Below are 20309 nucleotides of genomic sequence, written 5' to 3' on the forward strand. Positions count from 1 at the left end.
GGCGTGGCTGGCGACTGCTGCGGAGGCGTTCGCTGCGGCGGGGGTTGCGCCCGCGGCCGCAAGCGGCGCGTTTGATTCGTGGAGCATCTGCGCGTTGTTGTGGTTGGGCGGCACCAGCGGCCAGACGTTGGCGTGGGCATCGATGGAGACATGCAGCAGCGCCGGCCCTGGCGCAGCGATTAATCGCTGCAGTGCCGCCTCGCAGTCGTCCGCGCGGTCCAGCGCGAAGGCCTGGATCCCGAACGCGGCGGCGACGGCGACAAAATCCGGGTTGTCTGACAGGTCGGTTTCCGAATAGCGGTGCTCGAAAAACAGTTCCTGCCATTGCCGGACCATGCCCAGGCGCTGGTTGTCGAGCAGGACGATCTTTACCGGCAGCCGGTAGCGCGCGAGGGTCGCCAGCTCCTGCACGTTCATCAGGAACGACCCGTCGCCGCTGACACAGAACACCTGCGCCTGCGGATCGGCCATCTGCGCACCGATGGCTGCCGGCAGGCCGAAGCCCATCGCGCCCAGGCCGCCGCTGGTCAGGTGCTTGCGCGGATCGTTGAAACCCCAGTGCTGGGCGACCCACATCTGGTGCTGGCCGACATCGCAGCTGACTACCACCGCCGGTGCCAACTCCGACAACCGCCGCAGCAGTGCCGGGGCGTATACGGTGGCGGTCGGGGCGTCGTAGCGCGCCGCATACTGGCGTTTGCGCGACTGGCAGGTGCTCCGCCAGGCCGAACATTCCGGCATGGCAGTGGCCAGCTGGTTGAGGCTGTGCTGCAGCTCGCCATGCAGCACCGCATCGCAGCGCCGCAGCTTGTTGAACTCGGCCGGGTCCACATCCAGGTGGATGACCCTGGCGATCGGCGCGAACTGGTCCAGACGTCCCGTTGCGCGGTCATCGAAGCGAGCGCCGACCACCACCAGCAGATCGGCTTCCTGCACCGCCATGTTGGCCGCGCGGGTGCCGTGCATGCCCAACATCCCCAGGTTCAGCGGATGCGCGTCAGGCAGGGCACCCAGACCGCGCAGGGTCAGCACCGTAGGCACCTGGACGGATTCCACAAAGGTGCGGAACTCGGCCACCGCATCCCCCAGGGCGATGCCACCGCCGCCATAGACGACCGGGCGGCGCGCCTTCGACAGCAGCTCCAAGGCCGTGACCAGGTCAACGTTGGTCGCCGGCGGCGCCGGGTCCACTGGCGCGGGAACGTGCGCGGGCAAATGCGCCGCCCCCGCCAGCTGCACATCCTTGGGCAGGTCGATCAGCACCGGTCCCGGCCGGCCGCTGCGGGCCAGGCGGAAGGCCTCGCGGACCACGTCGGGCAGCTGCTCGACGCTGCGCGGGAGGAAGCTGTGCTTCACCACCGGCAGGGTCATGCCGAACACGTCCACTTCCTGGAACGCGTCCGTGCCCATCAGCGTGGTCGCCACCTGTCCGGTGATCACCACCATCGGCACCGAATCGAGCATCGCATCGGCGATGCCGGTCACCAGGTTGGTCGCGCCCGGGCCGGAGGTGGCGATGCACACCCCGACCCGGCCGCTGGCGCGGGCATAGCCATTGGCCGCGAACGCCGCGCCCTGCTCATGCCGCACCAGCACATGCTTCAGTTCGCAGCCGTACAACGCATCGTAGAACGGCATGATCGCGCCACCCGGATAGCCGAACAGCGTGTCCACCTTCTCCGCGGACAGTGCCTCCACCAGCCAGCGCGCGCCGTTCATGCCGAGGCCGGCTCGGCGCGCCCGGCGACCGCCTTGGGAGCGTTCGCGGGCGCTTTCGCATCGGCCTGCGGCGCATCGCCCAGCCACGGCATCGCCGCGCGCAGCTTGCGCCCGGTCACCTCGATCGGGTGGTCCAGGTCAGCCTGCTTCAGGGCCTGGTAGTTGGCGTTGCCGGACTTGTACTCGGCGATCCACTGGCGCGCGAAGGTGCCGTCCTGGATCTCGGCCAGTACCTTGCGCATCTGTGCGCGTGTGTTGTCATCAACCACGTAGGAACCACGGGTCAGCGCGCCGTACTGCGCGGTCTCGCTGATGAACTCGTGCATCCGGGTGACGCCACCCTCGTAGAACAGGTCGACGATCAGCTTCAGCTCGTGCAGACACTCGTAATAGGCAATCTCGGGCTGATAACCGGCCTCAACCAGGGTCTCGAAACCGGCCTGGACCAGCTTGGTCGCGCCGCCGCAGAGCACGGCCTGCTCGCCGAACAGGTCGGTCTCGGTCTCTTCCTTGAAGGTGGTCCTGATCGCGTTCTGACGCGCCCCGCCGATGCCGGCGCAATACGCCAGGGCGAGCTTTTCCGCGTTGCCACTGACGTCCTGATGGACGGCGTAGACCGCCGGCACGCCGCGGCCGATCTCGAACTCGCGGCGCACCAGCGCGCCCGGGCCCTTCGGCGCGACCAGCACCACGTCCAGATCGGCGCGCGGGGTGATCTGGCCGTAGTGCACGTTGAAGCCGTGCGCGAACAGCAGGCAGGCGCCCTGGGTGATGTTGGGCTCGATGACCTTCGTATAGAGCTCCGCCTGGACCATGTCGGGGGTCAGCACCGCGACCACTTCGGCGCCCGCGACCGCGCCGGCAGGCGTGCTCACGCGGAAGCCATCGGCCCTGGCCTTGATCGAGGTCGGGCCACCCGGGCGCAGCCCTACGGTGACGGCAAAGCCGGAGTCGCGCAGGTTGAGCGCGTGTGCGCGGCCCTGGCTGCCGTAGCCGATGACGGCAACGCGGGGGCGGTGGGCGGTGGGGTCGGTGTTGCTCATGGGAGGGAGTCCTGTGGAGTGGGTTGGAGAGGAAAAGAGAGGTGAGCGGAGAGGGGGTTGATCGGATTCGCGCCGGGACTCAGGTCGTCGCCAGTTCGGCTTCGGGCTTCGCGGCCGTATCGGTGCCAACGAGGGTTGCCGGAATGCCGCGGCCGCTCAGTGGGCCGGGTGCGGTGACCGCGCCCAGGGAGGCCGAGCTGACCAGCTGCGCGTACTTCGCGAGCACGCCGGTGGTGACGCGCGGGGCGATGCGCGCGGGGGTCCGCGAGGCGAGGTCCGCATCGACGTCGATGCGTCGGGTGGTGACGTCGATGCTGATCCGGTCGCCGTCGCGGATCCTGGCGATGGGGCCGCCATGCGCCGCCTCGGGCGACACGTGACCGACCATGAAGCCGCGCGTCGCGCCACTGAATCGGCCGTCGGTGATCAGGGCCACGTCATCGCTCAAGCCCTGGCCCACCAGCGCGGCGGTGACCGCCAGCATCTCGCGCATGCCCGGGCCACCGGCCGGGCCTTCGAAGCGGATCACGACCACGTCGCCGGCGTTGACCTTGCGCGCCTGGACCGCGGCGAAGCAGCTCTCCTCGGAGTTGAACACCCGCGCCGGCCCCGCGAAATGGTCCTGGCCGTGGCCCGCCAGCTTGACGATGCAGCCTTCGGGGGCGAGATCGCCGTACAGGATCGAGAAACCACCCGTCGGCTTTATCGGATCGGACACCCGCCGGACCGCGTCCTGCTCTGCGGCCGCGGGCAGCGCGTCCAGCTCCTCGAACAGGCTGCGGCCGGTGACCGTGGGCATGTCGTCGATCAGGCCGGCGGTGCGCAGCTCATCGGCGACCAGGGCGACACCGCCAAAAGTGAACAGCTCTGCCGCGGTATAGCGGCCACCGGGTTTGAGGTCGGCGATAACCGGGACCGCCGATGCCTGCTGGAACTCCTCCAGGTCGAAGGCCACGCCGGCCTCGTGGGCGATCGCCAGCAGATGCATCGCGCAGTTGGTCGAGCCGGCCGTCGCGGACACTGCGCGGGCGGCATTGCGCAGCGATGTGCGGGTCAGCAACTGGCGCGGCAGCGGACCACCGCGGCCCAGCTGCTCCATCACCATCCGCCCGCAGGCATGCGCCGCGTCCGGCTTGTCTGCGTGGGTCGCCGGAATGTCGTTGAGCTGTAGCGGCGACAGGCCCAGGAAGGTCAGCACCATCGCCATCGTGTTGGCGGTGAACTGGCCGCCGCAGGCACCCGCGCCCGGACAGGCGTGGCGCTCGACATTGGCCAGCTCGGTGTCATCGATGTGCCCGGCGGCATGTGCGCCGACCGCTTCGAACACGTCCTGCACCGTCAGCGAGCGCTCACCGGTGGGGCACTTGCCCGGCATGATCGTGCCGCCGTAGAGGATCACGGTCGGGATATCCAGCCGCGCCGCCGCCATCGCCGCCGCCGGGATGGTCTTGTCGCAGCCCACCAGCAGCACCATCGCGTCCAGGCAGTGACCCATCACCGCCAACTCGATCGAGTCGGCAATCGTCTCGCGTGAGGCCAGCGAGGCCCGCATGCCGTCGCTGCCCATGGCGATGCCGTCGGTGACGGCGATGGTGTTGAACTCGACCGGCGTACCGCCGCCTTCGCGGACGCCGTCGGCGGCGTGCCGTGCCAGGTCGCGCAGGTTGATGTTGCACGGCGATACGTCCGTCCACGTGTGCACCACGGCGACCAGCGGCTTGGCGATCGCCGCATCGTCCATGCCGGTGGCGCGCAGCATCGCGCGGGCCGGGGCATGGGCGGGACCTGACTTGATGGCGTTGCTTCTCACGTTGTCTTTCCTTTCGCTGCCGGCGGGTCCGGCTGGGTGGGTGGACGGAATCGGGAGTCCTGAAACGAAAAACCCCGCGCCTTTTTGGGGCGCGGGGTCCGGTTCCTGTTACTGGGTCTGTGTGGTCTACACGTACCCGAACCCCGCGCCTGAAAGGAGGGTAATAAGGAGGGTTACGAGAATGAGCAGGCCGGTGGTCGGCGCGGCACTGCCGCGGCCGACCGCAGGGGCCTGTGCCGTGGTCAGGGTTGTGATGGGTTTGCTGCGATGGATGCTGCGCTGCGTCATGGATCGACCTAAGCATGGGTCGATCAGGATTGTCAAGTCTTCAAGACAGAGAGTTCCGGCGGACTGCGCCCACGCAGAGAGCAGCGCTGCGCCAGGTGTTTGTCCGGACAGCCTTCCGCGGCGGAATTGCGCGAAATGGGGAGGTGAACCGTTCGGGATAACCGTTAGCGACCAAGTATCACCGGGTGCCTTCGTTTGCCGCATCACGCCCAGCTGTTTGCCGACCCTGTCGGTAGTGGACTTTGGGCACATGCAATATCCGGCGCGGATCCGGATAATCCGACGCATTCATGTTGCTGCCTGACGCGTCCTCCCCGCCTGAACGACTGCGCATTGGTCAATGCACGGTCGACGTCCTGTCACGCGAGATCCATGCGCCGGGCGCACGCAGGCCGTTCCGGGTAACGCCCAAGGCGATGGCCGTGCTGCTGGTGCTGGCAGCCAGCGCGGACCGCGTGGTCAGCCGCGAGATGCTGCTCGAGCAGGTCTGGCCCGACACGCATCCCAGCGACGACGTGCTGACCCAGGCCGTGACGCAGCTCCGCAAGGCGTTCCAGGAAGTCCGCGGCGATCCGCGCTACATCGAGACCATCGCCAAGGGCGGCTACCGCTTGCTGGCGCCGGTCGAAAGCCTAGACACGCCGACGCTGCCGGCGACCGGCACTGGCGCAGGCAGTCGAGCGATCGCACCGGAGCCTGCCAGCGCGCGGCCACCGCCGACTGGCGAGGCCGTGGCCCCCACCGGTACGGGCCCGACCGGCGTGCCATCTGCGCCACCCAGCCACCCGTCCGAACTCCCCCGTAGCCTTTGGCGGCCGGCAGTGATCGTGGCGGCGCTGTTGGTACTTGTGCTGATCGTGGCGCTGCTTGGCCGTTGGTGGATGACGTCCCGGCAGGCGCCCGAAATCCCGGACCCGCCGCCGGCCGAGGCGGCTGCCACCCCGCCCGCAAATGCTGAGCGCATCGAGCCGTTCCTGATCACGTCCGCTCCGGGCTTCGAGTTGGCGCCCTCGCTCAGTCCCGGCGGCGGACAGGTCGTATACATGGCCGTTCCGGAAGGGCAGCGCAACATTGCGATCATGCTGCAGACCACTGCTCCGGTGGCGCCCCGGCAGCTGACCTTCCCGCAGGGTATGGCCGAGGATTCCTCCCCGCAGTGGTCGCCCGAAGGCCACGAGATCGCCTTCCTGCGGGTCACGCCGGGCCAGGACTGCCGGCTGATGGTGATACGCCCGACCGGTCGCGGCGAGCGCACCGTCGCCCAGTGCGATCCCGACAGCCAGCCGGGTTTTGGCTGGACGCCGGATGGCCGCGGATTCATCCTCGATCGCGACGCCATCGCGGGCCTGCAGGTGCTCGATCTGGCCAGCGGCGAGGTGCGCGCGCTTGACTACGACGCCGATCCGGATCGCCTGGACCGTTCCCCGCGCTACTCGCCCGACGGCCGCTGGATCGTGTTCCTGCGCAATTCACCGCTGGGCGATTTCTGGCGCGTCGCGGCCAGTGGTGGAAAGGCCGAGCGGCTGACCAGGATGAGCGGCGAGATCCGCGGCTGGGACTGGCTCGCCGACAGCAGCACGCTGGTCTACGCGCGGCGCATCGACGGGATCAGCCGCCTGTATCGCTTCGACATCGCCAGTGGCAACCATGTCGAACTGGGCGTGGAAGACGGCGAGCAGCCGGCGGCCGCGCGCAACGCCGGCTCGCTTGCGTACGTGCTGCGTCATCCCCGCTTCGGCATCTACCGCTTCAGCGTCAATGGCGAGCGCGCCGGCGAGCGGCTTTTTGCGTCCTCCGGCCGCGACCGGGTTCCGTCGATCGCCCCGGACGGCCGCCAGCTGGTGTTTGCGTCCGACCGGGCCGGTCCGTTCGGCCTGTGGTGGGCCGATGTGGATGACCCGGCGTCGCTGCGCATGCTGGAAGGGATCCAGCCTGATACCCGCCAGCCGGCCGCGTGGTCCAGCGACGGCAAGCGCGTGCTGCTGGTGGGTACCCCGGCCGACTCCGGACCCGGGGAAACTGCCCAGGCCGGGGTCTTCGAAGTGTTTCCCGACAGCGGACGCATGACCCGCCTGGCGCTGCGGGTCGGCGCGCCGGTCCAGGCGGCATTCGCACCCGGGCCCGACGGCCCGGACCAGCGGCTGCTGGTGTTGGCCGACCACGGCGAGGGTCGACTGCGCCTGAACCTGTTCGATGCAGCCCGGCCCTCCACACCGCTGGCGACCATCGACAACGTCACCCGGCTGCAGGTCGATGCGCCGGGCAAGCGGGTCATCTTCACGCGCGGGGGCGATCCCGGCCTGTGGCAGGTCGACACCGAGCTGAGCGCGGGCAGCATCCGCCCGGTGCAGCTGCCACGAGGCGTGACGCGATGGCAGCACGCCTGGGCGGCAACCGATCGCGGCGGCGTGTTCCTGGTGCGACGCACGCCTGCTTGCCCGGCGCTGCTTGTCCAGGCTCCCCAAGCGGCGTCGGTCGAGCGCGACCCAAAGGACACCTCCCTCTGCCTGGACCAGGAGCGTCGAGCATCGACGCGCGCGCTCACTTTTAGTCCGCGCACCGGCGACCTGTTTGTTGCGCTGGCGGAGTACGACCGGGGCGACATCGGTTTTTCCAGAGTGTCTGCGCCCGAATAACAGCCCAGGTTCGTTCAGCAAGCCGTTGAATTTCAATGGTAAATTGCCTTCGGACTTTTGTCGGCAGCTGATTCGGCACAATTTCGGGCAAATGTTGGCAAACCGACGGGACTCTCCGGGCTGATCGCGTAAAGATGCCGGCCTCGTCAGGCACATGTCCCAGGAGATCGCATTGGAAAATCTGTTGTGGGCCGATCGCGGCCAGCAATTGCAGGTAGAGAGTTCAGACAACGAATCGCAGGTCCGCCGCATGGGCGTCTCGCGCCTGGGCAGCCTGCAATTGCCGGCCACGGTCTTTACCGTGTGGGTCCAGGTGCGCGGCAGCTCATGGGTGGAAGCCCGCGAAGGCAGGTTCCGCCTGCGCCGCGGCGACTGGATCGCCTTCGAACGCGACTCCCGGCCGGCCATCCAGTCGGACCGTCACGGAGTGTGCATCGGGCTTGGCCTGGGCAGCGAGATGATGCACGCCGCCGCGGACATGGCCGAGCCGGGTCTCTACCCGGGACGGGGCCATTTGCGCCTGCACGAGATGCGCATGTTCCTCGCACTGTGGCGCTCTGCCACCCGCCGCCTCTCGGGTTCACCCGCGCTGGACGCCGCAGCCACTGTCGGCATCCTGCGGCCTTTGCTGCTGAAGCTGGCGTCCATGCAGAGCGAGATGAGCGCCAGCATCCCTTTGTGCCCGGGCCGGTCGCGCCGCCGCAAGCGCCAGGTGTTCGGCCGCCTGCAGCGCGCGCACATGTACCTGTACGGCAATCGCGACCGGGTCGTTCGCATCAGCGAACTGGCGGAGCTGACCAGCTTCTCCAGCTGGTATTTCTCCAAGACCTTCCATGGCCTGTACGGCGAAAGCCCGCAGTCGGCATCGGCGCGGATGCGCCTGGAGCAGGCCGCCGAGATGTTGCGCGACAGCCAGATGATGGTCGGGGAGGTCGCCGCCGCGTCCGGCTTTGACAACTGCTGCAGCTTCGCCAGGGCGTTCCGGGCGCGTTACCAGACCTCGGCGACCAACTACCGCAAAGCAGCGGCCCTTACCGGGAGGACAGGATCGGCAAAGTCATAGACCGTCCCGGGCAAAGCAGCAAAGGGGTTTGGGTCGTAGCGTGTTCGGGGCGTTTAACACGCCCATAACGTTATTGGAGATAGACCCCGATGAATTACCGCAATCTGCGCCCCGCGCTGCGTCTCGGCATGCTGCCGGCCGCTGTCGCAGTGGCACTTGTGCCGGCCATTGCCGGCGCACAGGAAGCCCCGGCTTCCCAGGCCACCACCCTTGACCGCATTGAAGTCACCGGCTCGCGTATCCGCCAGGTCGACGTCGAGACCGCACAGCCGGTCCTGATGATTTCGCGTGCAGACATTGAGAACCAGGGCTTCAGCTCGGTCGCCGACATCCTGCAGAACATCTCTGCTGCCGGTTCTCCTGCGTTCAGCCGCGCCTCGCCGCTGACCGCCAACCAGGAAGCCGGTGGTTCGTACATCGACCTCCGCAACCTTGGCGCCCAGCGCACCCTGGTACTGATCAACGGCAAGCGTCTGGGTATCAGCACCAGCGGCTACCAGGACGTCTCCACCATTCCGTCGGCGGTTGTCGAGCGCATTGAGGTCCTGAAGGACGGCGCGTCCTCGATCTACGGCTCCGACGCGATTGCTGGCGTGATCAACATCATCACCCGCAGCAACTTCGATGGCGCGGAAGTCAACGCCTACTACGGCCAGTACGGCCAGGGCGACGGTACCGTCCAGAACTACGACTTCGTCACCGGCTTCTCCGGCGATCGCGGCTCGGTCACCATCGGTGCCGAGTACCATCAGGAAGACGCAGTTTGGGCGAAGGATCGCTGGTTCTCCGAGGACACGCGTCCGGGCTATCCGAGCGCAAGCCTGACCACCGTGGGTCAGTGGGGTAACTGGTACGACGAAGTATCCGGCAAGTGGATGGCTCCAAACCGGGGTAGCGATGCCATCGGCGCGGACGATTTCCATCCGCAGACTTCGGCCGACACCAGCCGCGCATCGGACCAGATGCATCTGCGTACCCCTCAGGAGCGTCGCTCGTTGTTCGCCAGCGCCAACTGGGAAATTACCGACAACATTCGCTTCGCCAGCGACCTTGCCTACAATCAGCGCGACTCGTTCCGCCAGATTGCGGGCTACCCGATGCAGTCTGCGGCGTTCGATACGCCAATGTCTGGCGACAGCGCCTTCAACCCGGTCCCGGGCACCGATATCGATTGGCGCCGCCGCGGCTGGGAAACCCCCCGCACCACGCAGAGCGATCTGACCACCTGGCGTTTCACCGCAGCCATTGAAGGTTCGTTCCAGCTGGCCGATCGTTACTTCGACTGGGATGTTGGCACTCTGTACAACGAGACCAATCTCACCACCACGAACAACGGCAACTTCTACATCCCGAATGTCGCCAATGCCGTGGGTCCGTCGTTCGTCAACGGTCAGGGTAAGGTCGTTTGCGGCACCCCCGGTGCTGAAATCGCGGGTTGCGTGCCGTGGAACCCGTTTGCGGGCTTCGGTACCGGTGCGGTCGCCAACTCCCTCGACGACCCGAACGTGATCGGCTACCTGTTCAAGGAAGAGCACGCCACCGGCTCGACGCAGACCAACAGCTACTTCGCCAACCTGGCGGGCTCGCTGTTCACGCTTCCCGCTGGCGACCTTGGCTTTGCGATCGGCTACGAGACCCGCAAGGAACAGGGCGGATTCTCACCGGACGCGATTGCACAGACTGGTGACTCGACCAACCTTGCGTCCGGCAACACCTACGGCCGCTACACGCTTGACGAGTTCTACGGCGAGCTGAGCATTCCGGTGCTGGCTGATGTCGCGTTTGCCAAGGAGCTCACCCTCAACGTCGCAAGCCGCTATTCGGACTACGACAGTTTCGGTGACACCACCAACAACAAGTTCGGCTTCAAGTGGCGTCCGTTCGACGACCTGCTCGTCCGCGGAACCTGGGCTGACGGCTTCCGTGCCCCGACCATCAGTGACCTGTACGGCGGCGGTTCGCAGACCTTCACCACGAACTTCAGCGATCCGTGCGACAGCATCTACGGTGCCGCACGCGGCAGTGCACGATGCCTGCAGGACGTTGCAGCGAACTACCGCCAGTTGAAGCAGGGCTTCATCCCGGTGGACAGCGAAGCGGATCAGACTCCGGTGCCGTTCACCAGCGGCTCCAACCCGAACCTGCAGCCTGAGCTGGCCAAGTCCAAGACCATCGGATTTGTATACAGCCCGAACTACGTGCAGGGCCTCAGCGTTGGCCTGGACTGGTGGAACATCAAGATCACCGATACGGTGGTTTCCGATAGCCCCAACCAGATCCTGCGTGACTGCTACATTGCCGGGATCGAGTCGCGCTGCAACAACTTCAGCCGCGATCCGGTGCTGGGAATTGTCACCGACCTCACCTACGGCATGCGTAACGCCGGCTACACCGAGACCGAAGGTTTTGACCTTGATGTCGGGTATCGGATGGACACGGACTACGGTCGGTTCGGCCTCAACTGGCAGTCCACCTACGTCAGCAAGTACGAACAGCGGCAGACGGATGACGTTGACGTTGTGCCCTCCCAGTACAACGGATTTGGTAGCAACTTCCGCGTGCGGTCCAACGCCAACCTGAGCTGGTCGCAGGGTGACTTCAGTGCGTCGTGGGGCATGCGCTACTACTCCGGGACGAAGGACAACTGCTATCTGGATCGCTGCAATATTCCGCAGTACCAGGCTCCGGACACCAACGGCAAGATCGTCAAGTACAACCGCGTAGGCGGCTCGACGTTCCACGACGTCCAGGTCGGTTGGAAGGCTCCGTGGAATGCGAAGGTGTCGATCGGTGCGAACAACGTGTTCGGCCATTACGGCCCGATCATGCACAGCCAGCCCAACTCGAACTTCGCGTACTACGGCGGCTACGACATCGGTCGCTTCATGTACCTGAAGTACCAGCAGAACTTCTGATCGGTTCATTGACCAGTTGAGTAACAAGGAAAACGGCCCCGGTAACGGGGCCGTTTTTCGTTGGTGAGATGGAGGTGGCGGACTTGCGCGCTCCGGTTCTGCGCGGCGATCGAGTGGGTAATGCGGTCCTTGGTTCCACCAAGCGCAATCCCGCGCGCTGCAACAACAAAAAGCCGCCCATTGGGCGGCTTTTTTTCACTTCCAGAGCTCTGGGGTCAGCGTGCCGGCTTGCCCGCCACATCCGCCTCATGACGCTTCATCGCATCCACCAGCACGGCCTTCGCCTCGGCGGCGTTGCCCCAGCCGTCCAGCTTGACCCACTTGTCCTTCTCCAGATCCTTGTAGTGCTCGAAGAAGTGGCCGATGCGCTCGCACCAGTGCGGGCTCACCTGGTCGATGTCGTGGATGTGGGCGTAACCGGCGAACACCGCGGCGACCGGCACCGCGAGGATCTTCTCGTCCTTGCCGGCCTCATCGCTCATGTTCAGCACGCCCACCGGGCGGCAGCGGATGACCGATCCCGGGATCAGCGGCAGCGGCAGGATGACCATCACGTCCGCGGGATCGCCATCCCCACACAGGGTGTTGGGCACGTAGCCGTAGTTGCACGGGTAGCGCATCGGCGTGGACAGGATGCGGTCGACGAAAATCGCCCCCGATTCCTTGTCGACCTCGTACTTCACCGGCTCGGCATCCTTCGGGATTTCGATGATGACGTTGATTTCTTCCGGTGGATTGTCGCCGGTGGTGACGTGGTCCAGACCCATGATTGCTCCAGGAGGTAGGGCGTCGGTTGCGACGCCGGGAAAGCCGGCCATTTTACCCGTCCAGCTGCTGCGATGCAGCAACGGCAATGCTGCCGGCACTTCAAGGGATTTTTTGGTTTGGCGGCCGGATCGCCCTCGGGTATGCCCCAGCTTGGCGCGCTCCGTACCAGTGCGTATCTATAGGGCAAGTCCACTGAACCGGTACCTGACATGTCCCTGTCGCTCAACCCGTCCGCCACCCAGTCCCACACCGATCCGCGCCTGCAGTCGAACGACTACTGGAACAATCCGGCCGCGCGCGAGTCCGCGCCGCCGACCTGCGTCTCCACGGCAGACCCGGTGGGCGAGGGAAAAGGCAAATCGGCCGATGCGGTGGAGATCCAGGGCAGCTCGCGTGGCAAGCCGTTGCCGCCGGACAGCACGCCGGACGGCAAGACCGTCGAGCGCGCCGAGATCCACAAGGGCGAGCAGGTCGAGATCACCCGCGAGCAGACCATGGCCGACGCCGGCTACGGCCGCACCTACGTCAGTAGCGACCAGCTGGTGCTGACCACCGGCGCGGGCGATGACCGCGTCAATGTCGGCCAGCGCGACGATGGAACTCTGGATGTCACCGTCAACGGCGAGCAGTACGAGATGCGTCTGGGCGAAAGCCAGGAGCTGACCATCCGTGCCGGCGCCGGTGACGACGTGATCTGCGTCGCGCCCAACGTCAAGGTCAACATCGTGGTCGACGGTGGCGAGGGCAATGACTTCATCCAGACCGGCGCGGGCGATGACCGCATCGATGGCGGCGCCGGTGACGACACGATCATTACCACCGGTGGCCGTAACGACATCTTCGGCAACAGCGGCAATGACACCATCCACGGCGGCGGCGCGGTGGACGTGATCCACGGCGGCGATGGCGATGACACCATCCACGGCGGCGCCGGCGACAATTTCATCGAAGGCGGAGCGGGCAACGACGTCATCCACGGCGGCAACGGCAACAACATCATCTCCGGCGGACGCGGAGACGACGTGATCCGCAGCGGGACCGGCAACGACGTGATCTACACCGGCTCGGGCAACAACCGGGTCGACACCGCCGGTGGCAATAATGTCATTCACGCGCAATCGGTGGGCAACCTGATCAACTCCGCCACCGCGGCCAATGACACGGTGGTCAACGTGGAAATCGACTCCTCGCTCGGCCAGAGCATCAAGGTCGAGGGCTCGGAGGCGTTCACCCAGCGCATCGGTGCGGAGCTGGACATGCTGCGCGCCTCGCCGGTCGGGCAGAAGATGCTGGCGGAGTTCGACGCCGCGGCCGAGAAGAAGGGCAACGTGGTCACCATCCGTGAGCTGGCCAGCGAGCAGAACGGCTACGCGCAGACCTTCAGCCGCGACGCGGACATCGTCAACGGTCGCGCGGGTGCTGGCGGCAACGTGACCATCAGCTACAACCCGAGCTTCCACATGGACGCCTTCCCGACTCCGATCGGCGTGCTCTACCACGAGATGTCGCATGCCTATAACGGTGTCACCGGCACCTTCCAGCCGGGTACCTATCGCGGCGAAGGCCCGGATTCGGGCAGCGTGCCCAACGCCGAGCGCCAAGCCGTTGGTCTGGAGACCAGCGCTCCCGCCTTCGACTTCGACGGTGATCCGTCCACGCCGCCCACCACCGCCAACCCCCATCATCTGACCGAGAATGGCTTCCGTCAGGAGCTGGGCTTGCCGGACCGGCCGAACTACACCCTGTAAGATCGGGCCAAACGCGGAGTCTGCATGTCCAATCCACGTAACGGCCGACCCCTGCCACGATCGACCACTGCGGCGGCCCTCGCCGCAGTGGTCGTTTTCGCAGCGGGCTGTGCCTCCGCAGCGGTCAACCCATCCCCGCGAGTTCCGGAGCCTGATTCAATGTCTGCAAGCCGCGCTGTCAGCACCGAAGCCACTGGAAGCCTCGCTTCGGTAAAGGCCAGCTTCGACTATTCGCCATCGCAGCGGTTGCTGAAGGTTGCTTACCGGATCGAGAACACCGGCAATCAAGCTGTGGCGGTGTTTGATCGTGGCGACCGCCATGCGGTGCTCTCCCGAAAGCACACGGCGGGCGCGGTGCCGACCCCGTACTTCGCCGTGGACGAGCAGGGGGGCGTAACTCTCAGCCACGAAGCCTTGCCCTTGCCGGCTCCGGCACCGACATCTCCGCCGACGCCATTGGCGGCCAGGGTGGCCGCGGGGGCCAGCCTCGAGGGCAACTTCCAGTTCGCGCTGCCGATGTCGCTTGAGGGCGACCGGCTGCGCTGGTGCGTCGGCGTCGCGCCGTTTACCGAGGCCGATTTCAGCGCGGGCGAAAAGGTTGACGAAGTTGACCTGTGGCGCGCGTCGTTTGCCGTGGTGGAGAGCCAGCAACGCCTGTGCACGGCGTGGTTCGACCTGGAGCGTGGCGCGTTTGTGGAGTCCTCGCGCTGACGGTCCACGCGGCAATCCAGTGAACGCCGCCCAGGAAAAAGCCCCGCCGAAGCGGGGCTTTTTTACTGCTTTCCACAGTTACGCGCGACCGCCCATCAAAGCAGCGGCACCATCAGAAGGGCCACGATGTTGATGATCTTGATCAGCGGGTTGATCGCCGGGCCGGCGGTGTCCTTGTACGGATCTCCGACCGTATCGCCGGTCACCGCGGCCATGTGGGCTTCGCTGCCCTTGCCGCCGAAGTTGCCGTCCTCGATGTACTTCTTGGCGTTGTCCCAGGCGCCGCCGCCGGTGGTCATCGAGATCGCCACGAACAGCCCGGTGACGATGGTCCCGATGAGAACGCCTCCCAGTGCCACAGGCCCCAGTACGAGTCCCACCACGATCGGCACCGCGACAGGAAGCAGTGACGGCAGGATCATCTCCTTGATCGCCGACCTGGTCAGCATGTCGACCGCGCGCGAGTAGTCCGGCCGGGCGGTGCCGGCCATGATCCCGGGAATCTCGCGGAACTGCCGGCGGACTTCCTCCACCACCGCACCGGCCGCGCGGCCGACCGCCTCCATCGCCATCGCCCCGAACAGATACGGAATCAGGCCTCCGATCAGGAGGCCGATGATCACCCGGTAGTCCGACAGGTCAAAGGTGAATATCTCGCCCGGATTGTGGGTCTGCAGGTTGTGCGTGTAGTCGGCGAAAAGCACCAGTGCCGCCAGCGCCGCCGAACCGATCGCGTAGCCCTTGGTCACCGCCTTGGTGGTGTTGCCGACCGCGTCCAGCGGGTCGGTGATGTCGCGCACCTCAGGCGGCAGGTCGGCCATCTCGGCGATCCCGCCGGCGTTGTCGGTGATCGGGCCATAGGCATCCAGGGCGACGATCATGCCCGCCATCGAGAGCATGGCCGTCGCCGCTGTCGCGATGCCGTAGAGACCGCCCAGCATCTGGCAGGCCCAGATCGCGGCGCACACCGACAGCACCGGCCAGGCGGTGGACTTCATCGAGATCCCCAGCCCGGCGATGATGTTGGTCCCGTGGCCGGTGGTGGATGCCTGGGCGATGTGGCGCACCGGCTTGTACTGGGTGCCGGTGTAGTACTCGGTGATCCAGACGATCGCGCCGGTGAGCGCCAGCCCCACCAGCGCGCACAAGTACAGGTTGATCGTGCCGCCGCTGAAATCGGCCATCAGGATCGTGGTCACCGGGTAGAACGCGATCGCCGAAAGCACCGCCGACACGATCACGCCCTTGTACAACGCGCCCATGATCGAGCCGCCAGCCTTCACCTTGACGAACAGCGTGCCAATGATGGAGGCGATGATGGACACGCCGCCCAGCACCAGCGGATACAGCACGCCATTGGGGCCGACCTGGTCCACCATCAGGTAGCCCAGCAGCATCGTGGCGATCACCGTCACCGCGTAGGTCTCGAACAGGTCGGCCGCCATGCCGGCGCAGTCGCCGACGTTATCGCCGACGTTATCGGCAATCACCGCCGGGTTGCGCGGGTCATCCTCGGGAATACCGGCCTCGACCTTGCCGACCAGGTCCGCGCCGACGTCCGCGCCCTTGGTGAAGATGCCGCCGCCCAGCCGGGCGAAGATCGAGATCAGCGAGGAGCCGAACGCCAGCCCGATCAGCGCGTGCAAAGCCGGCTCGCCGACGATGCCCCTGCTGGCCAGCAGCAGCCAGTATCCGGCCACGCCGAGCAGGCCCAGTCCGACCACCAGCATGCCGGTGATGGCGCCGCCGCGGAACGCCACGTCCATCGCCGGACCGATGCCGCGCCTCGCGGCCTCGGCGGTACGCACGTTGGCACGCACCGACACGTTCATGCCGATGTAGCCGGCCGCGCCCGACAGGATCGCCCCCAATGCAAAACCGCCTGCGGTCCACCAGCCCAGCATCAGGGCGATCACAACGAACAGGACCACCCCCGCGACGGAGATGGTCAGGTATTGCCGGTTGAGATACGCGCGTGCGCCTTCCTGGATCGCCCCCGCGATCTCCTGCATGCGTTCGTTGCCGGCGGGTTGCGCGTTGATCCAACGCGCCGAGATGATCCCGTACAGGATCGCGATGACGGCGCAGCCAAGCGCCAGGTACAGACCGTAATGCTCCAGCATGAACTCCTCCCCAGATAGAAGTGGACTACGTGGAATTTCCGATTGCCCCGCGACTATGGCACAGCGTGAAACCCCTTATTCGTGCCAGGGCGCAAGCAATGCGGGTACGGCCACGTTTTTCAGCGTGACGTACCTGGGTAGTCCGTCCGCGCCATACGGCGGCGGCGCTTCGCCGTGGATCAGCGGGCCGAGGTAGGCCCGCGCCTTGGCGGTAATCCCATAGCCGTCGCGGCGAATGAAGCCGGCCGGCAGGGTTTTTTCCTTGTTGGCGATCTTCGACAAAGGCGCGGCTTCCACTTTCCAGCGGTAGGGCGCGTCGGCGGTGCGGACGATCACCGGCATCATCGCGTTCATTCCGTCCAGCGCGTATTCCACCGCGGCGGTGCCAACCGCCTGCGCATGCTCCAGATCGGTCTTGGACGCCAGGTGCCGCGCTGAGCGTTGCAGGTAGTCCGGCAGCGCCCAGTGGACCTTGTAACCCAGCGTGTCCTGCACGCGACCGGCCAGATGCGAGGCGACGCCGCCAAGCTGCTTGTGCCCGAATGAATCGGTGCGACCGCCCGCGTCGGCGATGAACCTGCCATCGGCGTCGCGGATGCCTTCGCTGGCAACCACCACGCAATAGCCGACGCGCTCGACGGTGGCTTTCGCCTTGGCCAGGAAGTCGGCCTCGTCGAAGCTCCGTTCCGGCAACAGGATGAGATGGGGCGCCTGGTCGGGACCGTCGCCGGCCAGCCCGGCCGATGCGGCCAGCCAGCCGGCGTGGCGGCCCATCGCCTCGTAGATGAAGACCTTGGTGGAGGTCTCCGCCATCGCCACGACGTCCAGCGCCGCCTCGCGCACCGACACCGCGGTGTATTTCGCCGCGGAGCCGAATCCCGGGCTGCAGTCGGTCAGCGCGAGGTCGTTGTCGATCGTCTTGGGCACGCCGATGCAGTGCAGCGGGTAGTCGTACTCGGCGGCCAGGCGGGAGACCTTCAAGGCGGTGTCGGCCGAATCGTTGCCGCCGTTGTAGAGGAACCAGCGCACGTCGTGGGCGCGGAAGACGTCGATCAGGCGCTCGTACTTCGCCCGGTCCTCCTCCAGCGACTTGAGCTTGAGCCGGCACGAACCGAATGCGCCGCCGGGGGTGTGGGCGAGGGCGCGGATGTCGGCGATCGACTCTTTGGAGGTGTCGATGAGCTGCTCGCGCAACACGCCAAGGATGCCGTCACGCGCGGCCAACACCTTGACCTTGCGCTTGCGCGCGGTCTGGATGACCGCCGAGGCGGTGGCATTGATGACGGCCGTGACGCCGCCGGACTGGGCGTATAGCAGTGTTCCAGAAGGCATGGGGATTCCAGGAATATGAATGCCGGCGGCCGGCAAGGATGCGTTAAGCTGATTGCCGTTTGCCGGGCTGGTTGAGAGGCTGCTGCGAGTGTAGCGCCGGCCCCGTGTGGCCCAGGTACACAGCCCTGGCCAGCGCCATATTCAGACACAGGAGACAGCGATGCGATTGGTACTTCTCGGCCCCCCGGCTCCGGCAAGGGCACCCAGGCCGTGCGCCTGAAGGAACACCTGCAGGTTCCGCACATTTCCACCGGCGACCTGCTGCGCGCCGAGGTGGCCGCCGAAAGCAAGCTGGGCATCGAGGCCAGGGAAGTGATGGCCCGCGGTGAACTGGTCTCCGACGAGATCCTGCTGGGCATGCTGGAAAACCGGTTCTCCCAGGAGGACACCAAGGGCGGTTTCATCCTTGACGGCTATCCGCGCAACCTGGCCCAGGCCGATGCGTTGACCGCTCTGCTGGAGCGCATCGGGCAGCCGATGGACGCGGCCGTGCAGCTGGACGTGCCTTCCGAACTGCTGGTGGAGCGCATCGCCGGCCGCGCCAAGGCCGAAGGCCGTGCCGACGACACGCCCGAGTCGGTGCGCACGCGCCTGAAGGTGTACTCGGACCAGACCGAGCCGGTGGTCGACTTCTTCCGCCAGCGCGGCAAGCTCAGCGTCGTCGACGGCGTCGGTTCGCTGGACGACGTGTTCGCGCGGATCATCTCGGCGTTGAAGCCCGTGCCCGAGATCGGCTGATCGCGCGATGAAACTGCATATCCTTGGCGTCGCCGGTACGTTCATGGGCGGCGTGGCAACGCTCGCCCGCGAGTTGGGCCATCAGGTGGAAGGCAGCGACCAGGCGGTGTACCCGCCGATGTCCACGCTGCTGGAAACGCTGGGCATCGAGCTGCGCCAGGGGTACGAGCCGGGCAACATCTCCGCTGACTGCGACCAGGTCGTCGTCGGCAACGCGCTCTCGCGCGGCAACCCGGCGGTCGAGCAGGTGCTCGATGACGGGCGCGCGTACACCTCCGGTGCGCAGTGGCTGGCCGAGAACGTGCTGCCGGGGCGGGACGCGCTCGCCGTCGCCGGCACGCATGGCAAGACCACGACCACCTCGATCCTGATGTGGCTGCTGGAGGCCGCCGGCCGCGGTCCGGGCTTCCTGATCGGCGGCGTGGCCGAGGACTTCGGCGTCTCCGCGCGCGTCGGTACGGGCCGCGAGTTCGTGGTCGAGGCCGACGAGTACGACACCGCGTTCTTCGACAAGCGCAGCAAGTTCGTCCACTACCGCCCGCTGGTCGCGATCCTCAACAACCTGGAGTTCGACCACGCCGACATTTTTCCCGACGTGGCGGCGATCCAGCGCCAGTTCCACCATCTGGTGCGGACCGTGCCGCGCCGCGGCTGCCTGGTCGTCAATGGCGAGGACGCGCACCTGGCCGAGGTGTTGGCGATGGGCTGCTGGACGCGGGTGCAGACCTTCGGCCTGGATGCCGCGGCGGCCGTCGCTCCGGTGTCGCCGGCGCTTGCATTCAACTGGACGGCCCGCCTGCTGGCCGACGATAGCAGCCGCTTCGTTGTCATCCACGATGGCGTGGAAGTGGGTCAGGTCGATTGGCCCCTGCTGGGCCGGCACAACGTCATGAACGCGCTGGCCGCTCTGGCGACGGCGCACCAGGTCGGCGTCGAACTGCCGGACGTGCTCGCGGCGCTGGCAGCGTTCAGCAGCGTCAAACGGCGGATGGAGCGGGTGGGCGAGTGCGCCGGCATCACCGTCCACGACGATTTTGCCCACCACCCGACCGCGATCGCGACTACCTTGGCCGGACTGCGCGCGCGGGTCGGGGACGCGCGCATCGTCGCCGCGCTGGAGCCGCGCAGCAATTCGATGCGGCTGGGCGCGCACGCCGATGCGCTGGCGCCGTCGCTGGAACAGGCGGACGCGGTCGTGTTCCTGCATCGTCCCGAGCTGGCTTGGGACGCGGGTGCGGTGGTCGCGGGGCTGCGTGGTGAAGGCAGCACGGCGCCGGACGTCGAGAGCCTGGTGGCCGACCTGATCACACGGGTCCGTCCCGGTGACCACGTGTTGTTCATGTCCAATGGCGGTTTTGACAATGCGCCGCGCCGCTTCCTGGCCGCGCTTCAGGACCGGCCGCCAATGCGCTAGG

At 66.6% G+C, this 20309-nt stretch carries 11 protein-coding genes and 2 pseudogenes; 7 read left to right on the forward strand and 6 right to left on the reverse strand.

Features of this window, described 5'->3' with window-relative positions:
- Positions 1-57 precede the first annotated feature (57 nt).
- The 3 genes and pseudogenes from ilvG to INQ40_RS02885 all read right to left on the reverse strand — a co-directional run.
- Positions 58-1719: pseudogene (gene ilvG / locus INQ40_RS02875) on the reverse strand (acetolactate synthase 2 catalytic subunit); the annotation flags it as partial.
- Positions 1716-2762 (reverse strand): ketol-acid reductoisomerase, encoded by a 1047-nt coding sequence (ilvC, locus tag INQ40_RS02880; protein ID WP_194341607.1) that lies wholly within the window; start codon positions 2760-2762, stop codon positions 1716-1718. The pseudogene ilvG and the gene ilvC, both read right to left, overlap by 4 nt.
- Positions 2763-2841: 79 nt before the next feature.
- Positions 2842-4572 carry a dihydroxy-acid dehydratase gene (locus tag INQ40_RS02885; RefSeq protein ID WP_194341609.1) on the reverse strand — a complete coding sequence of 577 codons (1731 nt, stop codon included), beginning with the start codon at positions 4570-4572 and terminating at the stop codon, positions 2842-2844.
- 578 nt (positions 4573-5150) lie between these two features.
- Between INQ40_RS02885 and INQ40_RS02890 the strand changes: the two genes are divergently transcribed.
- The 3 genes from INQ40_RS02890 (at position 5151) to INQ40_RS02900 (ending at position 11474) form a co-directional block, all read left to right on the forward strand.
- On the forward strand, positions 5151-7496 hold the full coding sequence (locus INQ40_RS02890) for a winged helix-turn-helix domain-containing protein (RefSeq protein WP_194341611.1): 2346 nt from the start codon (positions 5151-5153) through the stop codon (positions 7494-7496).
- A 154-nt stretch (positions 7497-7650) separates the two neighbouring features.
- Positions 7651-8559: a helix-turn-helix domain-containing protein gene (locus tag INQ40_RS02895; RefSeq protein ID WP_194341613.1), complete on the forward strand. Its 909-nt coding sequence runs from the start codon at positions 7651-7653 to the stop codon at positions 8557-8559.
- Positions 8560-8648: 89 nt separating this feature from the next.
- The gene (locus INQ40_RS02900; RefSeq protein WP_228482095.1) at positions 8649-11474 is read left to right on the forward strand and encodes a TonB-dependent receptor; all 2826 of its coding nucleotides are present in this window, start codon (positions 8649-8651) and stop codon (positions 11472-11474) included.
- Between the two features lie 215 nt (positions 11475-11689).
- Here the strand turns inward: INQ40_RS02900 and ppa are convergent, their stop codons facing one another.
- Positions 11690-12241, reverse strand: coding sequence for an inorganic diphosphatase (gene ppa, locus INQ40_RS02905; RefSeq protein WP_194341615.1), 552 nt, complete (start codon positions 12239-12241; stop codon positions 11690-11692).
- Between the two features lie 210 nt (positions 12242-12451).
- Here ppa and INQ40_RS02910 point away from each other — a divergent pair, with 210 nt between their 5' ends.
- Both INQ40_RS02910 and INQ40_RS02915 read left to right on the forward strand, forming a co-directional pair.
- Positions 12452-13990, forward strand: a complete 1539-nt coding sequence (locus tag INQ40_RS02910; RefSeq protein WP_194341617.1) for a M91 family zinc metallopeptidase — start codon at positions 12452-12454, stop codon at positions 13988-13990.
- Between the two features lie 159 nt (positions 13991-14149).
- Positions 14150-14701 (forward strand): hypothetical protein, encoded by a 552-nt coding sequence (locus tag INQ40_RS02915; protein WP_194341619.1) that lies wholly within the window; start codon positions 14150-14152, stop codon positions 14699-14701.
- Positions 14702-14796: 95 nt separating this feature from the next.
- Here INQ40_RS02915 and INQ40_RS02920 read toward each other — a convergent pair whose 3' ends face one another.
- Together INQ40_RS02920 and INQ40_RS02925 are read right to left on the reverse strand one after the other, a co-directional pair.
- Positions 14797-16824: a sodium-translocating pyrophosphatase gene (locus INQ40_RS02920; protein ID WP_194341621.1), complete on the reverse strand. Its 2028-nt coding sequence runs from the start codon at positions 16822-16824 to the stop codon at positions 14797-14799.
- A gap of 75 nt (positions 16825-16899) precedes the next feature.
- Positions 16900-18156 (reverse strand): 6-phosphofructokinase, encoded by a 1257-nt coding sequence (locus INQ40_RS02925; RefSeq protein ID WP_194341623.1) that lies wholly within the window; start codon positions 18154-18156, stop codon positions 16900-16902.
- A 160-nt stretch (positions 18157-18316) separates the two neighbouring features.
- On the opposite strand from INQ40_RS02925, the pseudogene INQ40_RS02930 reads away from it, so the two are divergent.
- A pseudogene (locus tag INQ40_RS02930) lies at positions 18317-18894 on the forward strand (adenylate kinase).
- Positions 18895-18901: 7 nt separating this feature from the next.
- Positions 18902-20308, forward strand: a complete 1407-nt coding sequence (gene mpl / locus INQ40_RS02935) for a UDP-N-acetylmuramate:L-alanyl-gamma-D-glutamyl-meso-diaminopimelate ligase (protein WP_194341624.1) — start codon at positions 18902-18904, stop codon at positions 20306-20308.
- The last annotated feature ends 1 nt before the right edge of the window (position 20309 follow it).

The sequence above is a fragment of the Lysobacter sp. H21R4 genome, assembly GCF_015277535.1.
Classification (GTDB): Bacteria; Pseudomonadota; Gammaproteobacteria; order Xanthomonadales; family Xanthomonadaceae; genus Novilysobacter; species Novilysobacter ciconiae.